Origin of the sequence: Enterobacter cloacae complex sp. SYL001 (genome assembly GCF_049237025.1) — a bacterium.
Classification (GTDB): Bacteria; Pseudomonadota; Gammaproteobacteria; order Enterobacterales; family Enterobacteriaceae; genus Enterobacter; species Enterobacter intestinihominis.
Genome location: NZ_JBMKJI010000010.1, coordinates 24923 through 44239, shown reverse-complemented (window position 1 = coordinate 44239; position 19317 = coordinate 24923). Strand labels below are relative to the sequence as shown.

Genomic DNA, 19317 nt, shown 5'->3' with positions numbered 1-19317 from the left:
TAATCAGGGAGGCAGATTGCAGCACAGCGTCAATCTGCTGTAAACCGGATCTTTCCCATGCTTGCATAGAAGCCTTAACTTTGGATAATGCCCGTTTCCCGTACACTCTCACAAGCAGACAACTCTTTTATGAAAAACGACGTCATTTCACCGGAATTTGATGAAAACGGTCGCCCGCTGCGCCGTATTCGCAGCTTTGTCCGCCGTCAGGGCCGCCTGACAAAAGGGCAGCAACACGCGCTGGACAACTACTGGCCGGTGATGGGCGTTGAGTTCAGCGAGCAGCCGCTCGACTTTACCGAGCTGTTTGGCCGCGATGCGCCAGTGACGCTGGAGATCGGTTTTGGCATGGGCACCTCGCTGGTCACTATGGCGAAAGCGCGACCAGAGCAGAACTTCCTCGGTATTGAAGTGCACTCGCCAGGCGTCGGTGCGTGCCTGGCAACGGCCCACGAAGAGGGCGTTGAGAACCTGCGCGTGATGTGTCACGACGCGGTGGAAGTGCTGCACAAAATGATTCCTGACAATTCTTTGAACATGGTTCAGCTCTTTTTCCCTGACCCGTGGCACAAAGCGCGTCATAATAAACGCCGTATCGTTCAGGCGCCGTTTGCCGAGCTGGTGAAAAGTAAGCTCAAGCTGGGCGGCGTTTTCCACATGGCAACCGACTGGGAACCTTATGCGGAACATATGCTGGAAGTGATGTCGTCCCTGGACGGGTATAAAAATCAGTCTGAAAGCAACGACTACGTACCGCGTCCGGATTCACGTCCGGTGACAAAATTTGAACAGCGTGGCCATCGTCTTGGTCACGGCGTATGGGACTTAATGTTCGAGAGGGTGAAATAATGGCAAAGAATCGTAGCCGTCGTCTGCGTAAAAAGATGCACATCGAAGAATTCCAGGAAGTGGGTTTCTCCGTTGCCTGGCGTTTCCCGGAAGGCACCAGCGTTGAGCAGATCGATCAGGACGTTGATGCGTTCATCAACGAGGTGATCGAGCCAAACAAGCTGGCCTTCGACGGTAGCGGCTATCTGGCGTGGGAAGGTCTGATTTGCACCCAGGAAGTGGGGAAATGCACCGAAGAGCATCAGGCGCTGGTACGCAAATGGCTTGAAGACCACAAACTGGAAGATGTCCGCGTTAGCGAACTTTTCGACGTTTGGTGGGACTAATAAAGCAAGAACGGGGCCAGCATTAGCTGGCCCATTTTGTCTGAGGGAGTGTTTAAGATGCGCAAAACGTTGCTGGCTGTTGCTTTACTGGCAATCGGATCCACCGCCCATGCGGAGTATAAATGTAGCGTCACCCCGCGTGATGACGTGGTGCTGAGTCCGCAAACCGTGCAGGTTAAGGGCGAGAATGGCAATCTGGTGATTACGCCGGATGGCAACGTGACCTTTAACGGCAAACCGCAAAACCTGACGGCCGCCCAGCGCGAGCAGGCGATGGACTACCAGGCCGAGTTGCGTACCGCGCTGCCCTGGATCAACGATGGCGCGCTGACCCGCGTTGAAAAGAGCCGCGTGGCGCTGGATAAAATCATCACCAAAGAGGTGGGGGAGAGCAGCAATATGCGCACCCGCCTGACGAAGCTGGATAAACAGCTGAAAGAGCAGATGAACCGTATTATCGAGACGCGCTCTGATGGCCTGACGTTCCACTATAAGGCGATCGATCAGGTGCGTGCCGACGGTCAGCAACTGGTGAACCAGGCGATGGGCGGCATTCTCCAGGACAGCATCAACGAGATGGGCGCCAAAGCGGTGCTGAAGGGTGGCGGTAATCCGTTGCAGGGTGTACTGGGTAGTCTGGGCGGACTGCAAACCTCGATTCAGAACGAGTGGAAGAATCAGGAAGCCGATTTCCAGCAGTTCGGCAAAGACGTGTGTAAGCGCGTGGTGTCGCTGGAAGACAGCCGGAAGGCGCTGGTGGGGACGTTGAAGTAATTCACTTAGCCCCTCACCCTAACCCTCTCCCCAAAGGGGCGAGGGAATAGTTTGCGCCCTCACATTAACCCTTTTCCTAAAGGGGCGAGGGGATGTTTGCCCCCTCTCCCTTTCAGGGAGAGGGCCGGGGTGAGGGTTGCAGCGCTTGCAGCGTTTCAAGGATCCTTTCTAACACCGCCTCTTCGTTATTCCAGAGTTCGTTGTTCCAGAATCGAATGACGTGCCAGTCCTTATGGTTTAACCACAATGTCCTTTGTCGATCGTATTCCTGATTTTCATCATGTTGTCCGCCATCCAGCTCAACGGCCAGCCGAGCCGCACAACAGGCGAAATCCAGAATGTAGTTACCTACCGGGTGCTGTCGGCGAAATTTATAATTTTCGAAACGGCGGCTGCGCAGTAAATACCAAAGCCGTCTTTCTTCCTGTGTCAGCTCGCGTCTGAGCTGCTTTGCGTATGAACGTATTGTTTCCATCCCCACACTCTGCCAGCCTTTCCCTCAACCAGCAGAACGGGATGTAAAATCCTGAATCAGCCTTCAGGATTTTCAGCGAGGAACAGCTCAAGAAGGGAGTTTAGGAACAGCTTACCGTGCTCGGTGATCTGCCAGTACTCATCACACTCGGTCAGATACCCCTGCGCCAGCGCCTCGTCAATCTGCGGACGAATCACCGACTCTGACAACCCGGTGTAGAGCGCAAACTCCGCGCGCGGTGCGGCTTCCAGCAGACGGAAGCGGTTCATAAAGAACTCAAACGGCTTATCCACCGCCTCGACGTCATGCTGACGCTCCAGGTAGCGGCCTTCCATAAACCCGCGCGGATGACGCGTTTTTGCAGTGCGCAGAATGCGCCCGTCCGGGAAGGTCACTTTGCCGTGTGCCCCGCAGCCAATCCCCAGATAATCACCAAAGCGCCAGTAGTTCAGGTTGTGCTGACACTGATAGCCCGGCTTCGCATACGCCGAGGTTTCGTATTGCTGATACCCCGCCGCGGTCAAAAGCTGGTGGCCCTGCTCGAAGATATCCCACAGCGCATCATCGTCCGGCAGCACCGGAGGACGGGAACCAAACAGGGTGTTCGGTTCAATGGTCAACTGATACCACGACAGATGCGGCGGGTTCAGTTCAATTGCCTGACGCAAATCGTCCAGCGCTTCTTCCAGCGACTGATCCGGCAGGCCGTGCATCAAATCGAGGTTAAAACTGCGCAGCCCAAGCCCCGTTGCCAGGTTCGCCGCGCGCTTTGCCTCTTCCGGGCCATGAATGCGCCCCAGACGCTTCAGCTTTGGCTCGCTAAAGCTCTGCACGCCGATGGAGATACGGTTCACGCCCGCGCGCTGATACTCGACAAAACGGTCGGCCTCAACGGTGCCCGGGTTGGCTTCCATCGTAATTTCAGCATCCGCTGCCAGGTTCAGGCGTGCGCGCACACCGTCCAGCAGCGTCTGCATCGCCGGGCCTGAAAGCAGGCTCGGCGTACCGCCACCAATAAAAATGGTCTTCACTTCACGTCCCTGTGCGTACGGTACATCGGCATCCAGATCGGCCAGCAGATGCGCGACGTAATCATCGTGCGGCACTTCGCCCTTCAGCGCGTGCGAGTTGAAATCGCAGTACGGGCATTTCTGCACGCACCATGGGATGTGAATATAAAGACTCAGAGGCGGCAAATTAGCCATTACGCAGTGCTTCCAGTAACAGTTTCAGGGCGCGTCCACGGTGGGAGATCGCGCTTTTCTCTTCGCGGGTGAGTTCCGCAGCGGTTTTGCCCTCGGTCGGGACAAAGAAAATCGGGTCGTAACCAAAGCCGCCGTTGCCCGCCGCTTCACGGGTGATCACGCCCGGCCAGCTGCCGTGACAGACAATCGGCGTGGGATCTTCCGCGTGACGCATGTAGACCAGCACGCAGTGGAACTGTGCGGTACGCTGTTCGTCAGGGACGTCGTTCAGGGCCACAAGCAGCTTTTCCAGGTTCTGCTGGTCGGTGGCGTCCACCCCGGAATAGCGGGCGGAGTAAATCCCCGGCGCACCGCCCAGAAAATCCACGGCCAGACCGGAGTCATCGGCAATCGCGGGCAGTCCGGTGATCTGCGCCGCATGGCGCGCTTTCAGAATGGCGTTTTCGATAAACGTCAGGCCGGTTTCTTCGGCGGAGTCCACGCCCAGCTCGGTCTGAGCCACCACGTCCAGCCCAAAATCATGTAATAGCGAGGCCAGCTCGCGCACTTTACCGGCGTTTCCGGTGGCGAGAACAACTTTCTGCATGGTTTAGTCCTGGTTTGTCAGAGCCGCGACTTCCGTCGGGATAGATTGCGGGTTAAGGATTTTTACCTGTTTATGCCGGCCAAGTTCACCTTTCTCAATGATGACCTGGCTTTTAGCGACGCGAAACTGTTTTGCCAGATATTTAGTCAGATGCGCATTCGCCTGGCCGTCAACGGGCGGGGCAGTGATGGCGACTTTTAGCTCGTCGCCATGCAGCCCAACAATGCTGTCGCGGCTGGCTTTCGGCTGAATGTACAGCCGTAAAACCAGCCCGTCGGCGCAGGGGCTAACTGCACTCATAACGCCATCCACAGCCCCGGCAGCAGCATATTACCCGTCGCCTGTAACAGTTCCGCGATACCCATATTCAGCACGTACAGCAGCAAAACGAGAAGCATCGGGGAGAAGTCGATTCCGCCCATCGCAGGCAGCAGGCTACGGATCGGACGCAGTAACGGTTCAGTCAGCTGAATCAACGCGTACTCCACCGGGCTACGGCCCCGGCTTACCCAGCTCATAATCGCCATCACCAGCAGGACCCAGAAGATCAGCGAGCCGACGGTTTTAACCAGGATCAGAACGGCTGAAATCCAGATAATCGGCTGGAAAGTGATGACCATAAACAGCACGATCGCTTTGATAACGCTCAGAATAAACGCCATCAGCAGAGATGAACTGTCAATCGGCCCCATTGCCGGAATGATGCGGCGAAGCGGCCCCACAATGGGCTGCGTGATTTTCACGATAAATTGTGAGAATGGATTGTAAAAATCACAACGGGCCCACTGCATCCAGACGCGCAGTAGCAGCGCCATCGTATACAGTTCAATGACCGTTGAAAGCAGGAAAGTCAACGTCTTCATGGCGTTCCTCAGGTTTCCTTATTATTGGGTGTAATCGCGCGCACCGAAAATTGCTGTGCCGATGCGCACCATGGTGCTGCCTGCCGCGATGGCGGCTTCCATATCGTCCGACATGCCCAGAGAAAGCGTGTCTACCGTGTCATAGCGCGCTTTAAGCGCCTCAAATGCTACAGCCATTTGCTGTGCTACGGCAAACTGCCTTTCATAACTTGACTCTGGTGCCGGAATGGCCATCAGTCCGCGCAGGGTTAAGCGCGGCAGCGCCGCCACGTCCGCCGCCAGCGCATACAGTTCGCTCAGCGTAATGCCGGACTTGCTGTTTTCATCACTGATGTTGATTTGAATCAGCACGTTAAGCGCTGGCATCTCCATAGGGCGCTGGTCGCTCAAACGGGTAGCGATACGCAGACGATCGATGGTGTGACACCAGTCGAAGTGCTCTGCTACCAGACGGCTTTTGTTCGACTGTAGCGGACCGATAAAGTGCCACTGCAGGTCTGTATTTCCCCGCTCCCGGAAAGCGCGAATCTTATCTACGCCTTCCTGCACATAGTTTTCACCAAAGGCACGATGACCGGCGGCTATCGCTTCTGCGATGGCGCTCGCAGGCTTGGTTTTGCTGACTGCAAGCAATGTAATTTCTTCTGGAGCACGGCCGCAACGCGTTGCCGCGGCTGAGATTTTGTCCCGGACCTGTGCCAGGTTATGCGCAATGTCGTTCATTTTCCGAGGAGTAGTCTATGGATGTGGAAGAAATTGTGGCCCTTAGTGTAAAGCATAACGTCTCCGATCTACACCTGTGCAGTGATTCACCACCGCGCTGGCGCAGGTCAGGCCGTCTTGAACCTGCGCCGTTTCCGCCCCCGGATGTGGAGGCGTTATTAAAAGCGTGGCTCAACGATGAACAGCAGGGCGCATGGTGGGCAAATGGACAGGTGGATTTTGCCGTTACCCTCGCAGACCGTCAGCGGCTGCGCGGCAGTGCGTTTAAGCATATGCACGGCGTTTCGATCGCGCTACGCCTGTTGCCGCTAACGTGTCCGCAGCTCTCTGCGCTAGGCGTGCCGCGAGCGATCCCGGAGCTTTTGTCCAATGACAATGGCCTGATTCTGGTCACCGGCGCCACCGGCAGCGGGAAATCGACCACCCTGGCCGCGATGGTCGATTTTCTCAATCACCATACGGACGGGCACATTCTGACCCTGGAAGATCCGGTGGAGTTTATGTACCAGAGTCAACGTTGCCTCATCCGGCAGCGGGAGATAGGCCAGCATAGCCCGTCCTTTGCCGAGGCCCTGCGCAGTGCGCTGCGTGAAGATCCGGATGTGATTCTGCTTGGTGAGCTGCGCGACAGCGAGACGATACGCCTGGCGCTGACGGCGGCTGAGACTGGCCATCTGGTGTTGGCCACGCTGCACACGCGCGGTGCGGCGCAGGCGATCGAGCGCCTGGTCGATACCTTCCCGGCGCAGGAGAAAGATCCGGTTCGTAATCAGCTGGCGGGAAGCCTGCGTGCGGTACTGGCGCAGAAGCTGCGTCAGGATGTCCAGGGCGGGCGCGTGGCGCTGTATGAGCTACTGGTGAATACGTCGGCGGCGGCAAACCTGATCCGCGAAGGTAAAACCTGGCAACTGCCGGGCATTATTCAAACGGGGCAGCAGGCGGGGATGCAGAACTTTGAGCAGAGTCTGGCGGAGCGACGGGCGCAGGGGCGGCTGTAGGCCCCGGCGCTCAGTAACCCTGTTCGAAATAGCTTTCGAGGATAATGACGGCTGAAGCTGAATCCACGCTGCCTTTGTTCAACGCCCGGAAGCCACCGTGCTCGAACAGGCCAGCGCGTGCCTCGACGGTGCTCAAACGTTCATCGTGCAGCTTAACGGAGACACCAAAGCGGCCATGAATTTTGTTCGCGAACTTGCGTGCGCGGGCGGTAAGCGGCTGCTCGGTGCCGTCCATGTTCAACGGCAGACCGACAATCACGTCGTCCGGCTGCCACTCTTTGAGCAAGCGCTCAATAAGGTTCCAGTCCGGCGTGCCGTCGTTAGCTTTCAGCGCCGTGAGCGGGCGGGCGGTGCCGGTGATCCGTTGACCCACAGCGACGCCGATGCTTTTGGTGCCGAAGTCAAAGGCGAGAAGGGTGCCGCTCATTACGCGTGCCCCGCAACGCCAGGCATGGTCAGAATATCAATGCCAATCAGTTTTGCCGCGTCACGCCAGCGATCGGCGATAGGGGTTTTAAACAGGATATTCATATCCGCAGGGGCCGTCAGCCAGGCGTTATCCAGAATTTCTTGTTCCAGCTGCCCTTTTTCCCAGGAAGCGTAGCCGAGCGCAACCAGCACCTCAGAAGGCTGATTTGCCGTGCCCAGTGTTTCGAGCACATCGCGAGAGGTGGTGACGACGGTGTTATCGGAGATACGAATGCTGGACGAGAAAACCGGCGGGGTATGCAGGATAAAGCCACGATCTTCTGCAAGCGGTCCGCCGAGCATCACCGGTTTATCAAGACGGATTTCCGGCAGCCGCGCTTCAGCAGGGATTTTCAGCTTGTCCAGAATGCCTTCGACCTGAAGGTTTTCCAGCGGCTTATTGATGATAATCCCCATTGCGCCGTCTTCGTTGTATTCGCAAATATAGACCACGGCGCGGCGGAAAATCGGATCCTGGAGAGCAGGCATGGCAATAAGAAAGTGATGCTGTAAATTCATTGTCAGAGGTACTGTTTCCTGGTTTAAAAAGCGACAGCGCCCAGTATGGGGATAAACACAGGCGCTGTCACAGGTTATTTCTGTAAACGTTTTTCGATAGCGTCCATCAGCATTCCGGTGATCGAGATCGGGAATTCCGCTTCGATTTCACGAATGCAGGTCGGGCTGGTGACGTTCACTTCGGTCAGACGATCGCCGATGATATCGAGGCCAACGAAGATCAGGCCTTTGGCTTTCAGCGTAGGGCCGACGCGGCGGGCAATTTCCCAGTCGCTTTCGCTTAACGGACGCGGTTCGCCACGGCCTCCGGCCGCCAGGTTGCCACGGGTTTCACCACCCTGCGGGATACGCGCCAGGCAGTAAGGCACCGGCTCGCCGTCTACAACCAGCACACGCTTGTCACCGTCTTTAATGGCCGGCAGATAGTTTTGCGCCATGCAGTAGCGGGTCCCCAGCTCGGTCAGCGTTTCGGCAATTACGCCAATGTTCGGGTCGCCCTCTTTCACGCGGAAGATCGATGCGCCGCCCATGCCGTCCAGCGGCTTCATGATGATGTCGCCGTGCTTCTGCCAGAATTCTTTCAGCTGCGTTTTGCTGCGGGTGACCAGCGTTTCCGGCGTCAGGTCAGAGAACCATGCGGTATAGAGCTTCTCGTTGCAGTCGCGCAGGCTCTGCGGCTTATTGACGATCAGCGTGCCTTTCTCTTCGGCACGCTCAAGGATATAGGTGGAGTAAATGTATTCGGTGTCGAACGGCGGATCTTTACGCATCAGGATGACGTTAAGGTCGGCCAGGGCAATATCCTGCTCGGTGCCGAATTCGTACCATTTTTCGTAGTTCTGCTCGACGTTAACGATGCGGGTACGTGCGCGGGCTTCACCGTTGATCAGGTACAGATCGTTCATCTCCATATAGTGGAGTTCATAGCCGCGACGCTGCGCTTCCAGCAGCATAGCGAAGCTGGAATCTTTCTTAATGTTAATGTTTGCGATGGGGTCCATCACGATGCCGAGCTTAATCATGTTCTTCTCCGGTTATGGGTCAGGCTTTGCTTCAACCCAGATCGCCAAATCGCACCTGTAGGGCGGTAATGGCGGTGAGTGCCGTTGTCTCAGTGCGCAGAACGCGAGGTCCCAACAGAATATCAGTAAACTGGTAACGCGCCGTCATGGCGATTTCGTCAGCCGACAGGCCGCCTTCCGGGCCAATCAGCAGGCGTACGCGCTCAACGGGCAGCGGCAGCGTATTGATGCTGGCGCTGGCGCGCGGATGAAGATTAAGCTTAAGCCCGCTTTCCTCTTCTGCACACCAGTCCTCCAGATCCATCGCCGGGCGGATCTCCGGGATGCGGTTGCGGCCACTCTGTTCACAGGCTGCAATGGCAATTTTCTGCCACTGCTGGATCTTTTTGTTCAGACGTTCCGCATCCAGTTTAACGCCGCAGCGCTCAGAAAAAAGTGGCGTAATGAGGCTTACACCCAGTTCAATGGATTTCTGAATGGTGAACTCCATCTTTTCCCCGCGCGACATCACCTGGCCAAGGTGAATGTGCAGCGGGGATTCCCGGTCGTCCACGTCGCCACGCAGCACCTTCACGTGCACGCTTTTTTTATCGGCGCGCGTAATTTCAGCGTCAAAAATCTGATTTGAGCCGTCAAAGAGCTGAATCGCCTGGCCTGCGCCCATGCGCAGCACGCGGCCTACGTGGTTTGCGGCATCATCAGACAGGGCGATTTCGCCGCCTGGGGTAATCAGTTCAGGGTGATAGATGCGAGGGATGCGCATAGTCAGAAATTCCATGTGTCATGCGATATAAGCGAATTGCCGTAGTGTAGGTTAGCTCTTTTGCGCCTGGCAAGCCCGCTGGACGTAAGGGTTGTGATTCCCCTGGACTTTGGCGATACGTTCGTCGCGCTGGCATTCCCAGTCCGTCACCGGGTAGAGCTTGTCCCAGGCATTGAAGAGCTGCGTCTGCTGGCGGGAAAGGTTGAGATCGTAGCGGTCGCGCATATAGAAGTAAGTGCGGGCGATGCTGCCGCGCGCGCGGGCAGGCGGTTCGGCGAGTTTCTCTTTGAAATCGACCTTCATGGCGCACTGACCGTACTGGCCTTCGCCACCGTTCCACTGGCTGTACATGAAGTTTCCGCGGTCGCCATTGACTTCACCCACGGCGGGTTGCAGGTTGTGCATATCGCTTTCCATCTGGCGGTAGACCGGATCTTTTGCGCAATTTTTACGTCCACCGTCCTGCCAGCACTGGCGCTGGTGGCCAAACTGCCAGGCCGGAACAACGTGTTCCCATTCGATTCGGCTGGCGCGGTTCTCGTTCTTGCGCACCTTATAGCCGCAGGATCCCAGATCCACGACCCCTTTCTTACCCTGCCAGTTAATTTTACAGCCGCAGTAGAAATCACCCGGTACGTCGGCGTTAATCTTTACGCCTGCGGTTTTTGCCTGTGAGAAACTGTGAATTCCGTCGGCCAGAGCATGGCCGGAGAGCGCCGTCGCCAGAAAAGCGACTGCGAGAGAAACATTACGGGACATCTTACACTCCGTGTCAAAACGAGCCCGCAACGTAACGAATGTTGTTCCCGTATGCAATCAGTCAGATCAGGAAAGTTCCTGAAAGTTCGAGTGATTATTCCGCCACCAGTGGTTCGCCGCACTTTACGCAGCGATAGGTCGCCTCGCCGCGCACCACGCGGTTGTGACGGCGGACGGTAAGCTGGTGCTGCTGGCACTGGCAGCGGTAGGGAAACGTATTGCGGCGTACCGATTCCAGCTCGAACTGGTGGGTGCGGCGAGCCGGAACGCCGAGCACCGCCTCCATCATCCATTTCCACTCTTTGCCGTGCGGCGCGACGCGGCCAAAGTGTTTCCACACCAGAAGGTGGGCCAGCTCGTGCGGCACCACTTCTTCGATAAACGCCTGCTGATTTTCCATCATCAACACCGGATTCAGGCGGATCTCATACGATTCCAGCCACGCGGTGCCTGCCGCGGTGCCACGCTGCTGATAGACCAGCTTCGGTTCAGGATAATCGCGGCCGAGCTTCAGGTTGGCCTGGGCGAGTTTTTCCCGCAGGCTGCGCATAACGGCTTGCTGAATGGCGATGGGGAGACGGGGAGATTTCATAGGGGCAGAGCATAAAGCGGGAAGCGGGGAGGCGCAAGAGGCGCCTCCCCGCAGGAGGATCAGTCGTGTGCGCCGATTTCGCGCAGAGGACGACCTTTCATCAGGTTACGTTCAATGTGTTCCAGTGAAACATGTTTGGTTTCAGGAACCAGCCAGATCGTGAGAACAATAAAGAACAGGTTAAGACCGGCGTAGACCCAGAAGGTATTGGCATTACCCAGGGTATTGAGCATGGTCAGGAACGTTGCGCCGACGATCATGTTGGCAATCCAGTTGGTTGCGGTAGAGCAGGTGATACCAAAATCACGCCCTTTCAGCGGCTGGATCTCAGAACACAGCACCCAAATCAGCGGACCGGCGCTCATCGCAAACCCAATGATAAACATCAGCAGCATCGCCACGGCGAAGTACTGTGCCGTCGAGGAGTGAATGCCCATGTGCATCATGGTACCCAGTACGCCCATCCCGATGGCCATCACCAGGAAGCCCAGCGTCAGGGTTGGTTTACGCCCCCAGCGGTCCACCAGACCGATAGCGATAAAGGTCGCCAGCACGTTGGTCAGGCCGACGATCACGGTGCCCCACATCTGTTCGGTGGTGTTGGTGTAGCCCGCCAGTTCGAAGATTTTCGGCGCGTAATACATGATGACGTTCATCCCGGTGAACTGTTGCATGATCTGTAACAGCACACCGAGGAACACCGCGCGGCGGAAGTTGCTGTTCTCTTTGAACAGCGCCCAGCCGGACTGTTTGACCTTCAGGCTTTCGCGGATCTCTTCCAGCTCGTTTTTGGCTTCGGCGCTGGTATCACGCAGGCGTAAGAGCACGCGTTCGGCATCGTGGAAGCGGCGTTTGGCGGCGAACCAGCGCGGGCTGTCCGGCAGGAAGAAGACACCAATCAACAGCAGAATGGCCGGAATGATGATGACGCCCAGCATCCAGCGCCATGCGCCGCTGTAGCTGAAGGCGGTATCGGAAAGATAAGCCCCCAGAATACCGATGGTGATCATCAGCTGGTACATGGAAATCATGCTGCCGCGGATTTTTTCCGGTGCGATTTCAGACAGGTACAGCGGGGCAGTATAAGACGCCACGCCCACTGCCAGACCGAGCAGCACGCGGGAGAGGATCAGCACTTCAACGTTAGGCGCAGCGGCAGAGAACAGTGAGCCGGCAACGAACAGGATCGCACCGATCATCAGGCTCTTTTTACGCCCGAGCTTAAAGGAGAGCCAGCCGCTGCCGACCGCGCCGACGGCGGCACCGAACATCATGGAGCTGACCACCCATTCCTGAGTGTGTGCGCTAATCTGGAACTCATCGGTGATGAAAGGTAATGCACCGGCAATTACGCCAATATCCAGGCCAAAGAGTAATCCTGCCAGAGCGGCGAGGAAGCAGACGAAGAACGTCATTGCCTTATTGGACGTACGCCCCTGTTTATTATTGTCAGGCATTATGCCCTCCAGTTGGGTTATCAGTTTTTACGATATTAAGAGTAGGTGAGCGGCTCATAAAAATATGTGAGTCAAATCACAACGGTGTAATCGGTTACACTAGTTTGTAACCGTAAAAATAATTAAAGCTTTGAAAATATAGAGGTAAATTAATTGATATGCATCGCGTTTGCACAAATTTCAGACTTAACTGAAAGGGAATGTAACAGCAGAAGAAATGCGATCATGCAAAGAGAATATTCTGAAAGCGGGGTATAGAGAGTGAGGTGTAAACGGTTCCAAACATTGCCGGGTGGCGGCTGCGCCTTACCCGGCCTACAAAAATTCACTACCCGTAGGTCGGGTAAGGCATAGCCGCCACCCGACATAAAAAAGGCCAGCACAAAGGCTGGCCTGTTTAAGCTGCTGGCAGTCGTTTATTTCAGACCGGCAGCATCACGCAGCAGGGCGGCTTTGTCGGTTTTTTCCCAAGGGAAATGTTCGCGACCAAAGTGACCGTACGCTGCGGTTTCCTGGTAGATTGGGTGCAGCAGATCCAGCATCTGAATCAGACCGTATGGACGCAGGTCGAAGAACTCACGCACCAGCAGGGTTAGCTGTTCAGAAGGCACTTTTTCAGTACCGAAGGTTTCCACCATGATGGAGGTTGGCTCAGCCACGCCGATGGCGTAGGAAACCTGAATTTCACAGCGGTCAGCCAGGCCCGCAGCAACGATGTTTTTCGCCACATAACGTGCAGCGTACGCCGCAGAACGGTCCACTTTAGACGGGTCTTTACCGGAGAACGCGCCGCCACCGTGGCGCGCCATGCCGCCGTAGGTATCTACGATGATTTTACGACCGGTCAGACCGCAGTCACCCATTGGGCCGCCGATAACGAAGCGTCCGGTTGGGTTGATGAAGAATTTGGTCGCAGAGCTCAGCCATTCAGTTGGCAGAACCGGCTTGATGATCTCTTCCATCACCGCTTCCTGCAGGGATTTCTGGTCAATATCTTCAGCATGCTGCGTGGAAAGAACCACGGCATCAATGCCGACGATTTTCCCGTCGTCATACTGGAAGGTAACCTGGCTTTTCGCATCCGGACGCAGCCACGGCAGGGTGCCGTTTTTACGCACTTCAGCCTGACGCTGCACCAGACGGTGTGCGTAAGTCACCGGCGCTGGCATCAGCACGTCGGTTTCGTTGGTCGCGTAGCCGAACATCAGGCCCTGGTCGCCCGCGCCCTGTTCCAGCGGATCGGCACGGTCAACGCCCTGGTTGATGTCCGGGGACTGTTTGCCGATAGCGCTCAGTACGGCGCAGGAGTTGGCATCAAAGCCCATATCAGAATGTACATAGCCGATCTCACGCACCGTGTTACGGGTGATCTCTTCGATATCAACCCATGCGCTGGTGGTGATCTCACCGCCAACCAGAACCATGCCGGTTTTGACATAGGTTTCACACGCTACGCGCGCCTTTGGATCCTGCGCGAGGATCGCATCCAGCACCGCATCGGAGATTTGGTCAGCAATTTTATCAGGATGTCCTTCTGATACGGACTCGGACGTAAACAGGTGTTTTGCCATGTTTTATTTCACCTAAAAGGAATTTGGTTAGCTCGAACTGCTGTGTGGAATAGCCAAAGGAGATAATTCTACCAAGGCCTGCAGGATTTTGACACTGGCAGTCTGAGTGTTAATCGGTATGGATGGATTAACATCTGGACGTCTATTTTAGGTCACTTCTTCACCCGATTTCCAGTTTTTTTTGACTCACCTCTCACTGCGTTGAAAACACGGCTGGAAATTTTTCCTGACGGCGCTGGCAACCTGCGCATTTTTGTTTTGCTTTTTAGCGACCTTCTCGGTATAAAACGCGGCGCGCGGCTCATATAAAATAAGCGCTCGATGAACACATCGTGTCGCCACTTCCAGCCGGGTTAAGCAGTGAACTTTTAGCTTTGGCTTGTGGTCCGTTTCAGCAGAGGCGGCCGTGGAGGTGATACGAGATAATGAACCATTGTTTTCCGCTCATTCAGCGCAGCCGTTCTGGCGCGCATTTGATTCCCACCCGCACTTCTGGTCTAAACACCTGCCGATGTTATACCCATCTCGGTGCTTCTCAGGATTCCAGAGCCGGTCACGCTTTGTGAAAACTGAACAAGGGCGCTCTTGTTAATACAGGAGTTTTCTCGTGGTTTCGCCGAACCTTGTCATACAGAGTTCGGATACGTGTTTTACAATGATATGAATAAGAAACCGGTCGCACGGTCTGGATTTCAGCATACTCTGCTGGGAAATGGAGCCGTTAATGGGTTGTTATCGCCGTATAACGCTGCGATAGTAGTCAACTGTTTTACACTTAATACAAAGAGTTGAGGTTCGCTATGTCTGACGACATGTCTTCGCTTTCGCCTTCGTCAGCAGGCGAACAGGGTGTACTACGTTCTATGCAGGAGGTTGCGATGAGCTCCCAGGAAGCCAGCAAGATGCTGCGCACTTACAATATTGCCTGGTGGGGCAATAACTACTACGACGTTAACGAGCTGGGCCACATCAGTGTCTGCCCGGATCCGGACGTCCCGGAAGCGCGCGTGGATCTCGCTAAGCTGGTGAAAGCCCGTGAAGCCCAGGGTCAGCGCTTGCCTGCACTGTTCTGCTTCCCGCAGATCCTGCAACATCGCCTGCGTTCTATTAACGCCGCGTTCAAACGCGCGCGGGAATCGTATGGTTATAACGGCGACTATTTCCTTGTTTACCCGATCAAGGTAAACCAGCACCGTCGCGTGATTGAGTCCCTGATCCACTCCGGCGAACCGCTGGGCCTGGAAGCTGGCTCCAAAGCGGAGCTGATGGCGGTTCTGGCGCACGCGGGCATGACCCGGTCGGTGATCGTCTGTAACGGCTATAAAGACCGCGAATACATTCGTCTGGCGCTGATTGGCGAGAAGATGGGCCACAAGGTCTATCTGGTGATCGAGAAGATGACCGAAATCGCGATCGTGCTGGAAGAGGCCGAGCGTCTGAACGTGATCCCACGCCTTGGTGTGCGTGCGCGACTGGCGTCGCAGGGTTCCGGTAAATGGCAGTCTTCCGGCGGTGAAAAATCCAAGTTCGGCCTCGCGGCGAACCAGGTGCTTCAGCTGGTGGAAATTCTGCGTGAGCGCGGTCGTCTGGACAGCATTCAGCTGCTGCACTTCCACCTTGGCTCGCAGATGGCCAACATTCGCGACATCGCCACCGGCGTGCGTGAATCGGCACGTTTCTACGTTGAGCTGCACAAGCTTGGCGTAAATATTCAGTGCTTTGACGTGGGCGGTGGCCTGGGCGTGGATTACGAAGGGACACGCTCGCAGTCTGACTGCTCGGTCAACTACGGCCTGAACGAATACGCCAACAACATTATCTGGGCGATTGGCGATGCCTGCGAAGAGCACGGCCTGCCGCACCCGACGGTGATCACCGAATCCGGCCGCGCGGTCACTGCGCACCATACGGTGCTGGTCTCTAACATCATCGGCGTTGAGCGCAGCGAAATCACTGAAGCCACGCCTCCGGCAGACGATGCTCCACGTTCCCTGCAAAGCATGTGGGAAACCTGGCAGGAGATGCACGAGCCGGGCACGCGTCGTTCTCTGCGCGAATGGCTGCACGACAGCCAGATGGATCTGCACGACATTCACGTCGGTTATTCTTCAGGCACCTTTAGCCTGCAGGAACGCGCGTGGGCGGAGCAGCTCTATCTGAATATGTGCCATGAAGTGCAGAAGCAGCTCGATCCGAGCAACCGCGCACACCGTCCGATTATCGACGAGTTGCAGGAACGTATGGCGGACAAAATGTACGTCAACTTCTCCCTGTTCCAGTCGATGCCGGATGCCTGGGGGATCGACCAGCTGTTCCCGGTTCTGCCGCTGGAAGGGTTGAATCATGCGCCGGAACGCCGCGCGGTGCTGCTGGACATTACCTGTGACTCCGACGGCGCGATTGACCACTACGTCGACGGTGACGGTATCGCAACGACCATGCCAATGCCGGAGTACGATCCGGAGAACCCGCCAATGCTGGGCTTCTTTATGGTGGGTGCGTATCAGGAGATCCTCGGCAACATGCACAACCTGTTCGGTGATACCGAAGCGGTTGACGTGTTTGTCTTCCCTGACGGCAGCGTGGAGGTTGAGCTGTCCGACGAAGGGGACACCGTGGCGGATATGCTCGAATACGTTCAGCTGGATCCGAAAAAACTGCTCACCCAGTTCCGCGATCAGGTCAAAAACACCGGTCTGGACGATGCCTTGCAGCAGCAGTTCCTGGAAGAGTTTGAAGCGGGTCTGTACGGTTACACCTACCTGGAAGACGAATAAGCTTTTTATTCCCTCTCCCCTCTGGGGAGAGGGTTAGGGTGAGGGGCAAAGGCCGCACGATGCCCTATACTCACTTGAACCCGTATGAATTAACGGCGATAATTCGCCCCACTATGCGATTTACGAATCAATCCCTTCCTCGTCGGGTTTAACGACGCGGAGGGGATTTTTTTTCATCTGTTTTTAATGTATCGACTTTATAAGAGGTCAGGACATGAGCACTTTAGGTCATCAGTACGATAACTCTCTGGTATCTAACGCGTTTGGTTTTTTACGCCTTCCGATGAACTTCCAGCCTTACGACAGCGATGCTGACTGGGTGATCACCGGCGTACCGTTCGACATGGCAACGTCCGGTCGTGCGGGTGGACGTCATGGCCCGGCGGCAATCCGTCAGGTTTCCACCAACCTGGCCTGGGAGCACAACCGCTTCCCGTGGAACTTCGACATGCGCGAGCGCCTGAACGTGGTGGACTGCGGTGATCTGGTGTACGCCTTCGGTGACGCGCGCGAAATGAGCGAAAAATTGCAGGCGCACGCCGAGAAGCTGCTGGCGGCCGGTAAACGCATGCTCTCCTTCGGCGGTGACCACTTCGTGACCCTGCCGCTGCTGCGCGCCCACGCGAAGCACTTCGGTAAAATGGCGCTGGTGCACTTTGACGCGCATACCGACACCTACGCGAACGGCTGCGAATTCGACCACGGCACCATGTTCTACACCGCGCCGAAAGAAGGCCTGATCGATCCGAACCACTCCGTGCAGATCGGCATCCGCACCGAGTTCGACAAAGACAACGGCTTCACCGTACTCGACGCGGGCCAGGTGAACGATCGCGGCGTGGACGATATTCTGGCTCAGGTTAAGCAGATCGTCGGCGATATGCCTGTCTACCTGACCTTCGACATTGACTGCCTGGATCCGGCATTCGCACCGGGTACCGGTACGCCGGTGATCGGCGGCCTGACGTCAGACCGCGCCATCAAGCTGGTGCGCGGCCTGAAGGATCTGAACATTGTCGGGATGGACGTGGTGGAAGTGGCTCCGGCCTATGACCAGTCCGAGATCACCGCGCTGGCCGCGGCGACCCTGGCGCTGGAAATGCTCTACATCCAGGCAGCGAAAAAAGGCGAATAAGCCTTACGCGCTGATTGCTGCTGCGCGCCGCATGCGCAGCAGCAACATTCCCCAGGCCAGCGTGAAGGTGTGGACAAACCCCGGTTATTTCGCGGGCGATGACCATTCCCGTCAGCGAGCCTAACAAAGGCGAAACCGCGCAGACCGCGGCCCAAAGCGCAATGCTGCTTAATAATCCCTGCCGATAATGAAGTTTGCTTTCAATAACCGACGTTAATAATTGAGCGTAAAAACCATAACCCAGAAGAAAGCAGGTCATGAGTAGACCCTGTAACATTCTGTTTTCATTTTACTGAAAATGTTCGGCAAATTCCGGGTTTAAAATCATTACCGAGATATTTACCCGATCGACGTACGAAATAATAATGAGTAATAAAAGCGCAATCGTGCCTTGCCATCTTGCCGTCATCATGTCCGCCTTACGTTTTTTGTAACTTATATTTTTCATCAATGTGATTGTCACGGAGCTAAAATGGTTCACCTGTGAAACTCATTGTTTATTAAAGATAAATTAAAAATGAGTTTCACCGGTGAAACGCGAAAGAGGTGACGTTAATTTATTTTTAAAGAGTAAAAAGAAAGGAAGTCAATATCTTTTATTCAAAATAAGAGACCATTAAAAAAACGTATTTCTCACGCTGTAATAATGAAAATTTCATATCGCTGCATTTTTTCGTGATCCCTTGCACACTTAGTTAATTAATTGCTGATCGATTAACAAATTCGTCACATTGTCGCTTGACGAAACATTCATCGCTTTTATATTGACCGTATTAAATAAGAAACAGAGTTTCATATATGAAACAAAAGCCTGGAGGATCGTGATGAGCTGGATAGGCGTATGTGACGCAGAACAAGTACAGGAAGATTTCCCTTTTAGCGGCAACGTCGACGGGAAAGAGATCGGCGTTTACCTGATCGACGGTGAATATTACGCGCTGGAAGACGTATGCCCCCACGCCTATGCCCTGCTGAGTCAGGGCTTCGTAGAAGACGGCAAGGTGGAATGCCCGCTGCACGAGGCGGTGTTCGACGTCAAAACCGGCCAGTGTCTGCACGGCCCCGGAGGACGCAACCTCAATGGTTACCCGGTTCGGGTCTTTGAAAACCAGATTCAGATTACCTTTGTTGAGGAGACCGTGGCATGAGCGACACGCTGAACTACAACCCGGCGCTGCCGGAAAGCCGCCAGTTTACCCCGCCGGCAGAGGGCGGTAATGGCGCCATTCACAAGCCGGGCGAGTACCAGAACCTGATCTGGCAGACCCGCAGCCGCGAGCCGGAAAGCTGGGAGGTGAAGCTGATTGCGACGCTGGAAGATCTCTTCGAGCAGGGCGTTGAAACCCTGCCGGAGCTGGTAAACGGGCTGAACGCGGTGCGCATGCACGACCAGCAGGGCGAGCCGTGGAGCGACGCCAGCTTCCAGGCATTCTTACAGGTTAACGGCTACTGAGG

General features: G+C 55.6%; 24 protein-coding genes and 1 pseudogene. 10 read left to right on the top strand and 15 right to left on the bottom strand.

The genetic code is table 11. The annotated features are described in order from the left end of the window. Positions 1-129 precede the first annotated feature (129 nt). The 3 genes from trmB to ACOTZP_RS11775 are packed head-to-tail and all read left to right on the top strand — an operon-like array spanning position 130 to position 1949. Positions 130-849, top strand: coding sequence for a tRNA (guanosine(46)-N7)-methyltransferase TrmB (gene trmB / locus ACOTZP_RS11785; RefSeq protein ID WP_022649361.1), 720 nt, complete (start codon positions 130-132; stop codon positions 847-849). Beyond that, complete coding sequence (locus ACOTZP_RS11780; protein WP_003862421.1) at positions 849-1175, top strand: YggL family protein; 327 nt, start codon at positions 849-851, stop codon at positions 1173-1175. The genes trmB and ACOTZP_RS11780 overlap by 1 nt, the downstream gene beginning before the upstream one ends. 57 nt (positions 1176-1232) lie before the next feature. After that, complete coding sequence (locus ACOTZP_RS11775) at positions 1233-1949, top strand: DUF2884 domain-containing protein (RefSeq protein WP_003862419.1); 717 nt, start codon at positions 1233-1235, stop codon at positions 1947-1949. Positions 1950-2061: 112 nt separating this feature from the next. Here ACOTZP_RS11775 and ACOTZP_RS11770 read toward each other — a convergent pair whose 3' ends face one another. Genes ACOTZP_RS11770 through ACOTZP_RS11745 form a run of 6 tightly spaced genes read right to left on the bottom strand, consistent with a single transcriptional unit; the run spans position 2062 to position 5801 of the window. After that, on the bottom strand, positions 2062-2424 hold the full coding sequence (locus ACOTZP_RS11770) for an endonuclease domain-containing protein (protein WP_022651832.1): 363 nt from the start codon (positions 2422-2424) through the stop codon (positions 2062-2064). A gap of 56 nt (positions 2425-2480) precedes the next feature. Beyond that, on the bottom strand, positions 2481-3629 hold the full coding sequence (gene hemW, locus ACOTZP_RS11765; RefSeq protein WP_022649358.1) for a radical SAM family heme chaperone HemW: 1149 nt from the start codon (positions 3627-3629) through the stop codon (positions 2481-2483). Then, positions 3622-4215, bottom strand: a complete 594-nt coding sequence (locus tag ACOTZP_RS11760; RefSeq protein WP_022649357.1) for an XTP/dITP diphosphatase — start codon at positions 4213-4215, stop codon at positions 3622-3624. Before ACOTZP_RS11760 ends, hemW begins: the two co-directional genes overlap by 8 nt. A gap of 3 nt (positions 4216-4218) precedes the next feature. Beyond that, positions 4219-4515, bottom strand: coding sequence for a DUF167 family protein YggU (gene yggU, locus ACOTZP_RS11755; protein ID WP_421633715.1), 297 nt, complete (start codon positions 4513-4515; stop codon positions 4219-4221). Further along, positions 4512-5078, bottom strand: coding sequence for a YggT family protein (locus tag ACOTZP_RS11750; protein WP_003860024.1), 567 nt, complete (start codon positions 5076-5078; stop codon positions 4512-4514). The genes yggU and ACOTZP_RS11750 overlap by 4 nt, the downstream gene beginning before the upstream one ends. A 21-nt stretch (positions 5079-5099) precedes the next feature. Continuing rightward, positions 5100-5801 carry a YggS family pyridoxal phosphate-dependent enzyme gene (locus ACOTZP_RS11745; protein WP_048966720.1) on the bottom strand — a complete coding sequence of 234 codons (702 nt, stop codon included), beginning with the start codon at positions 5799-5801 and terminating at the stop codon, positions 5100-5102. Between the two features lie 17 nt (positions 5802-5818). On the opposite strand from ACOTZP_RS11745, the gene ACOTZP_RS11740 reads away from it, so the two are divergent. Then, entirely contained in the window at positions 5819-6799 is a 981-nt protein-coding gene (locus ACOTZP_RS11740; RefSeq protein ID WP_048966719.1) for a type IV pilus twitching motility protein PilT, read from the top strand. 10 nt (positions 6800-6809) lie between these two features. Here the strand turns inward: ACOTZP_RS11740 and ruvX are convergent, their stop codons facing one another. From ruvX to metK, 8 genes are all read right to left on the bottom strand, one after another. Then, positions 6810-7226, bottom strand: coding sequence for a Holliday junction resolvase RuvX (gene ruvX / locus ACOTZP_RS11735; protein ID WP_006811925.1), 417 nt, complete (start codon positions 7224-7226; stop codon positions 6810-6812). Continuing rightward, a complete protein-coding gene (locus tag ACOTZP_RS11730) occupies positions 7226-7786 on the bottom strand; it encodes a YqgE/AlgH family protein (protein WP_022649353.1) in 561 nt (186 codons plus the stop codon). Before ACOTZP_RS11730 ends, ruvX begins: the two co-directional genes overlap by 1 nt. A gap of 74 nt (positions 7787-7860) precedes the next feature. Further along, complete coding sequence (gshB, locus tag ACOTZP_RS11725; protein ID WP_003860032.1) at positions 7861-8808, bottom strand: glutathione synthase; 948 nt, start codon at positions 8806-8808, stop codon at positions 7861-7863. Between the two features lie 31 nt (positions 8809-8839). Next, positions 8840-9571, bottom strand: coding sequence for a 16S rRNA (uracil(1498)-N(3))-methyltransferase (gene rsmE / locus ACOTZP_RS11720; RefSeq protein ID WP_003860033.1), 732 nt, complete (start codon positions 9569-9571; stop codon positions 8840-8842). A gap of 51 nt (positions 9572-9622) precedes the next feature. Further along, on the bottom strand, positions 9623-10330 hold the full coding sequence (gene endA / locus ACOTZP_RS11715; RefSeq protein ID WP_022649352.1) for a deoxyribonuclease I: 708 nt from the start codon (positions 10328-10330) through the stop codon (positions 9623-9625). A 94-nt stretch (positions 10331-10424) separates the two neighbouring features. Continuing rightward, on the bottom strand, positions 10425-10922 hold the full coding sequence (locus tag ACOTZP_RS11710) for a SprT family zinc-dependent metalloprotease (protein ID WP_032621896.1): 498 nt from the start codon (positions 10920-10922) through the stop codon (positions 10425-10427). 59 nt (positions 10923-10981) lie between these two features. Then, positions 10982-12379, bottom strand: a complete 1398-nt coding sequence (galP, locus tag ACOTZP_RS11705; RefSeq protein ID WP_022649350.1) for a galactose/proton symporter — start codon at positions 12377-12379, stop codon at positions 10982-10984. Between the two features lie 416 nt (positions 12380-12795). Next, positions 12796-13950: a methionine adenosyltransferase gene (metK, locus tag ACOTZP_RS11700; RefSeq protein ID WP_022649349.1), complete on the bottom strand. Its 1155-nt coding sequence runs from the start codon at positions 13948-13950 to the stop codon at positions 12796-12798. 425 nt (positions 13951-14375) lie between these two features. Between metK and ACOTZP_RS11695 the strand changes: the two genes are divergently transcribed. The 4 genes from ACOTZP_RS11695 (at position 14376) to speB (ending at position 17862) form a co-directional block, all read left to right on the top strand. Next, positions 14376-14516, top strand: a complete 141-nt coding sequence (locus ACOTZP_RS11695) for a hypothetical protein (protein WP_418251239.1) — start codon at positions 14376-14378, stop codon at positions 14514-14516. Between the two features lie 94 nt (positions 14517-14610). Further along, positions 14611-14742, top strand: a complete 132-nt coding sequence (yqgB, locus tag ACOTZP_RS11690; RefSeq protein WP_057979949.1) for an acid stress response protein YqgB — start codon at positions 14611-14613, stop codon at positions 14740-14742. A gap of 8 nt (positions 14743-14750) precedes the next feature. Beyond that, positions 14751-16727: a biosynthetic arginine decarboxylase gene (speA, locus tag ACOTZP_RS11685; protein ID WP_022649348.1), complete on the top strand. Its 1977-nt coding sequence runs from the start codon at positions 14751-14753 to the stop codon at positions 16725-16727. 214 nt (positions 16728-16941) lie between these two features. After that, positions 16942-17862, top strand: coding sequence for an agmatinase (speB, locus tag ACOTZP_RS11680; protein ID WP_017382921.1), 921 nt, complete (start codon positions 16942-16944; stop codon positions 17860-17862). Positions 17863-17938: 76 nt separating this feature from the next. Here speB and ACOTZP_RS11675 read toward each other — a convergent pair. Then, positions 17939-18271: pseudogene (locus tag ACOTZP_RS11675) on the bottom strand (MFS transporter); the annotation flags it as partial. A gap of 415 nt (positions 18272-18686) precedes the next feature. On the opposite strand from ACOTZP_RS11675, the gene ACOTZP_RS11670 reads away from it, so the two are divergent. Then, positions 18687-19010 (top strand): non-heme iron oxygenase ferredoxin subunit, encoded by a 324-nt coding sequence (locus ACOTZP_RS11670; protein WP_271075151.1) that lies wholly within the window; start codon positions 18687-18689, stop codon positions 19008-19010. Then, the gene (locus tag ACOTZP_RS11665) at positions 19007-19315 is read left to right on the top strand and encodes a recombinase-like helix-turn-helix domain-containing protein (RefSeq protein WP_032626155.1); all 309 of its coding nucleotides are present in this window, start codon (positions 19007-19009) and stop codon (positions 19313-19315) included. Before ACOTZP_RS11670 ends, ACOTZP_RS11665 begins: the two co-directional genes overlap by 4 nt. The last annotated feature ends 2 nt before the right edge of the window (positions 19316-19317 follow it).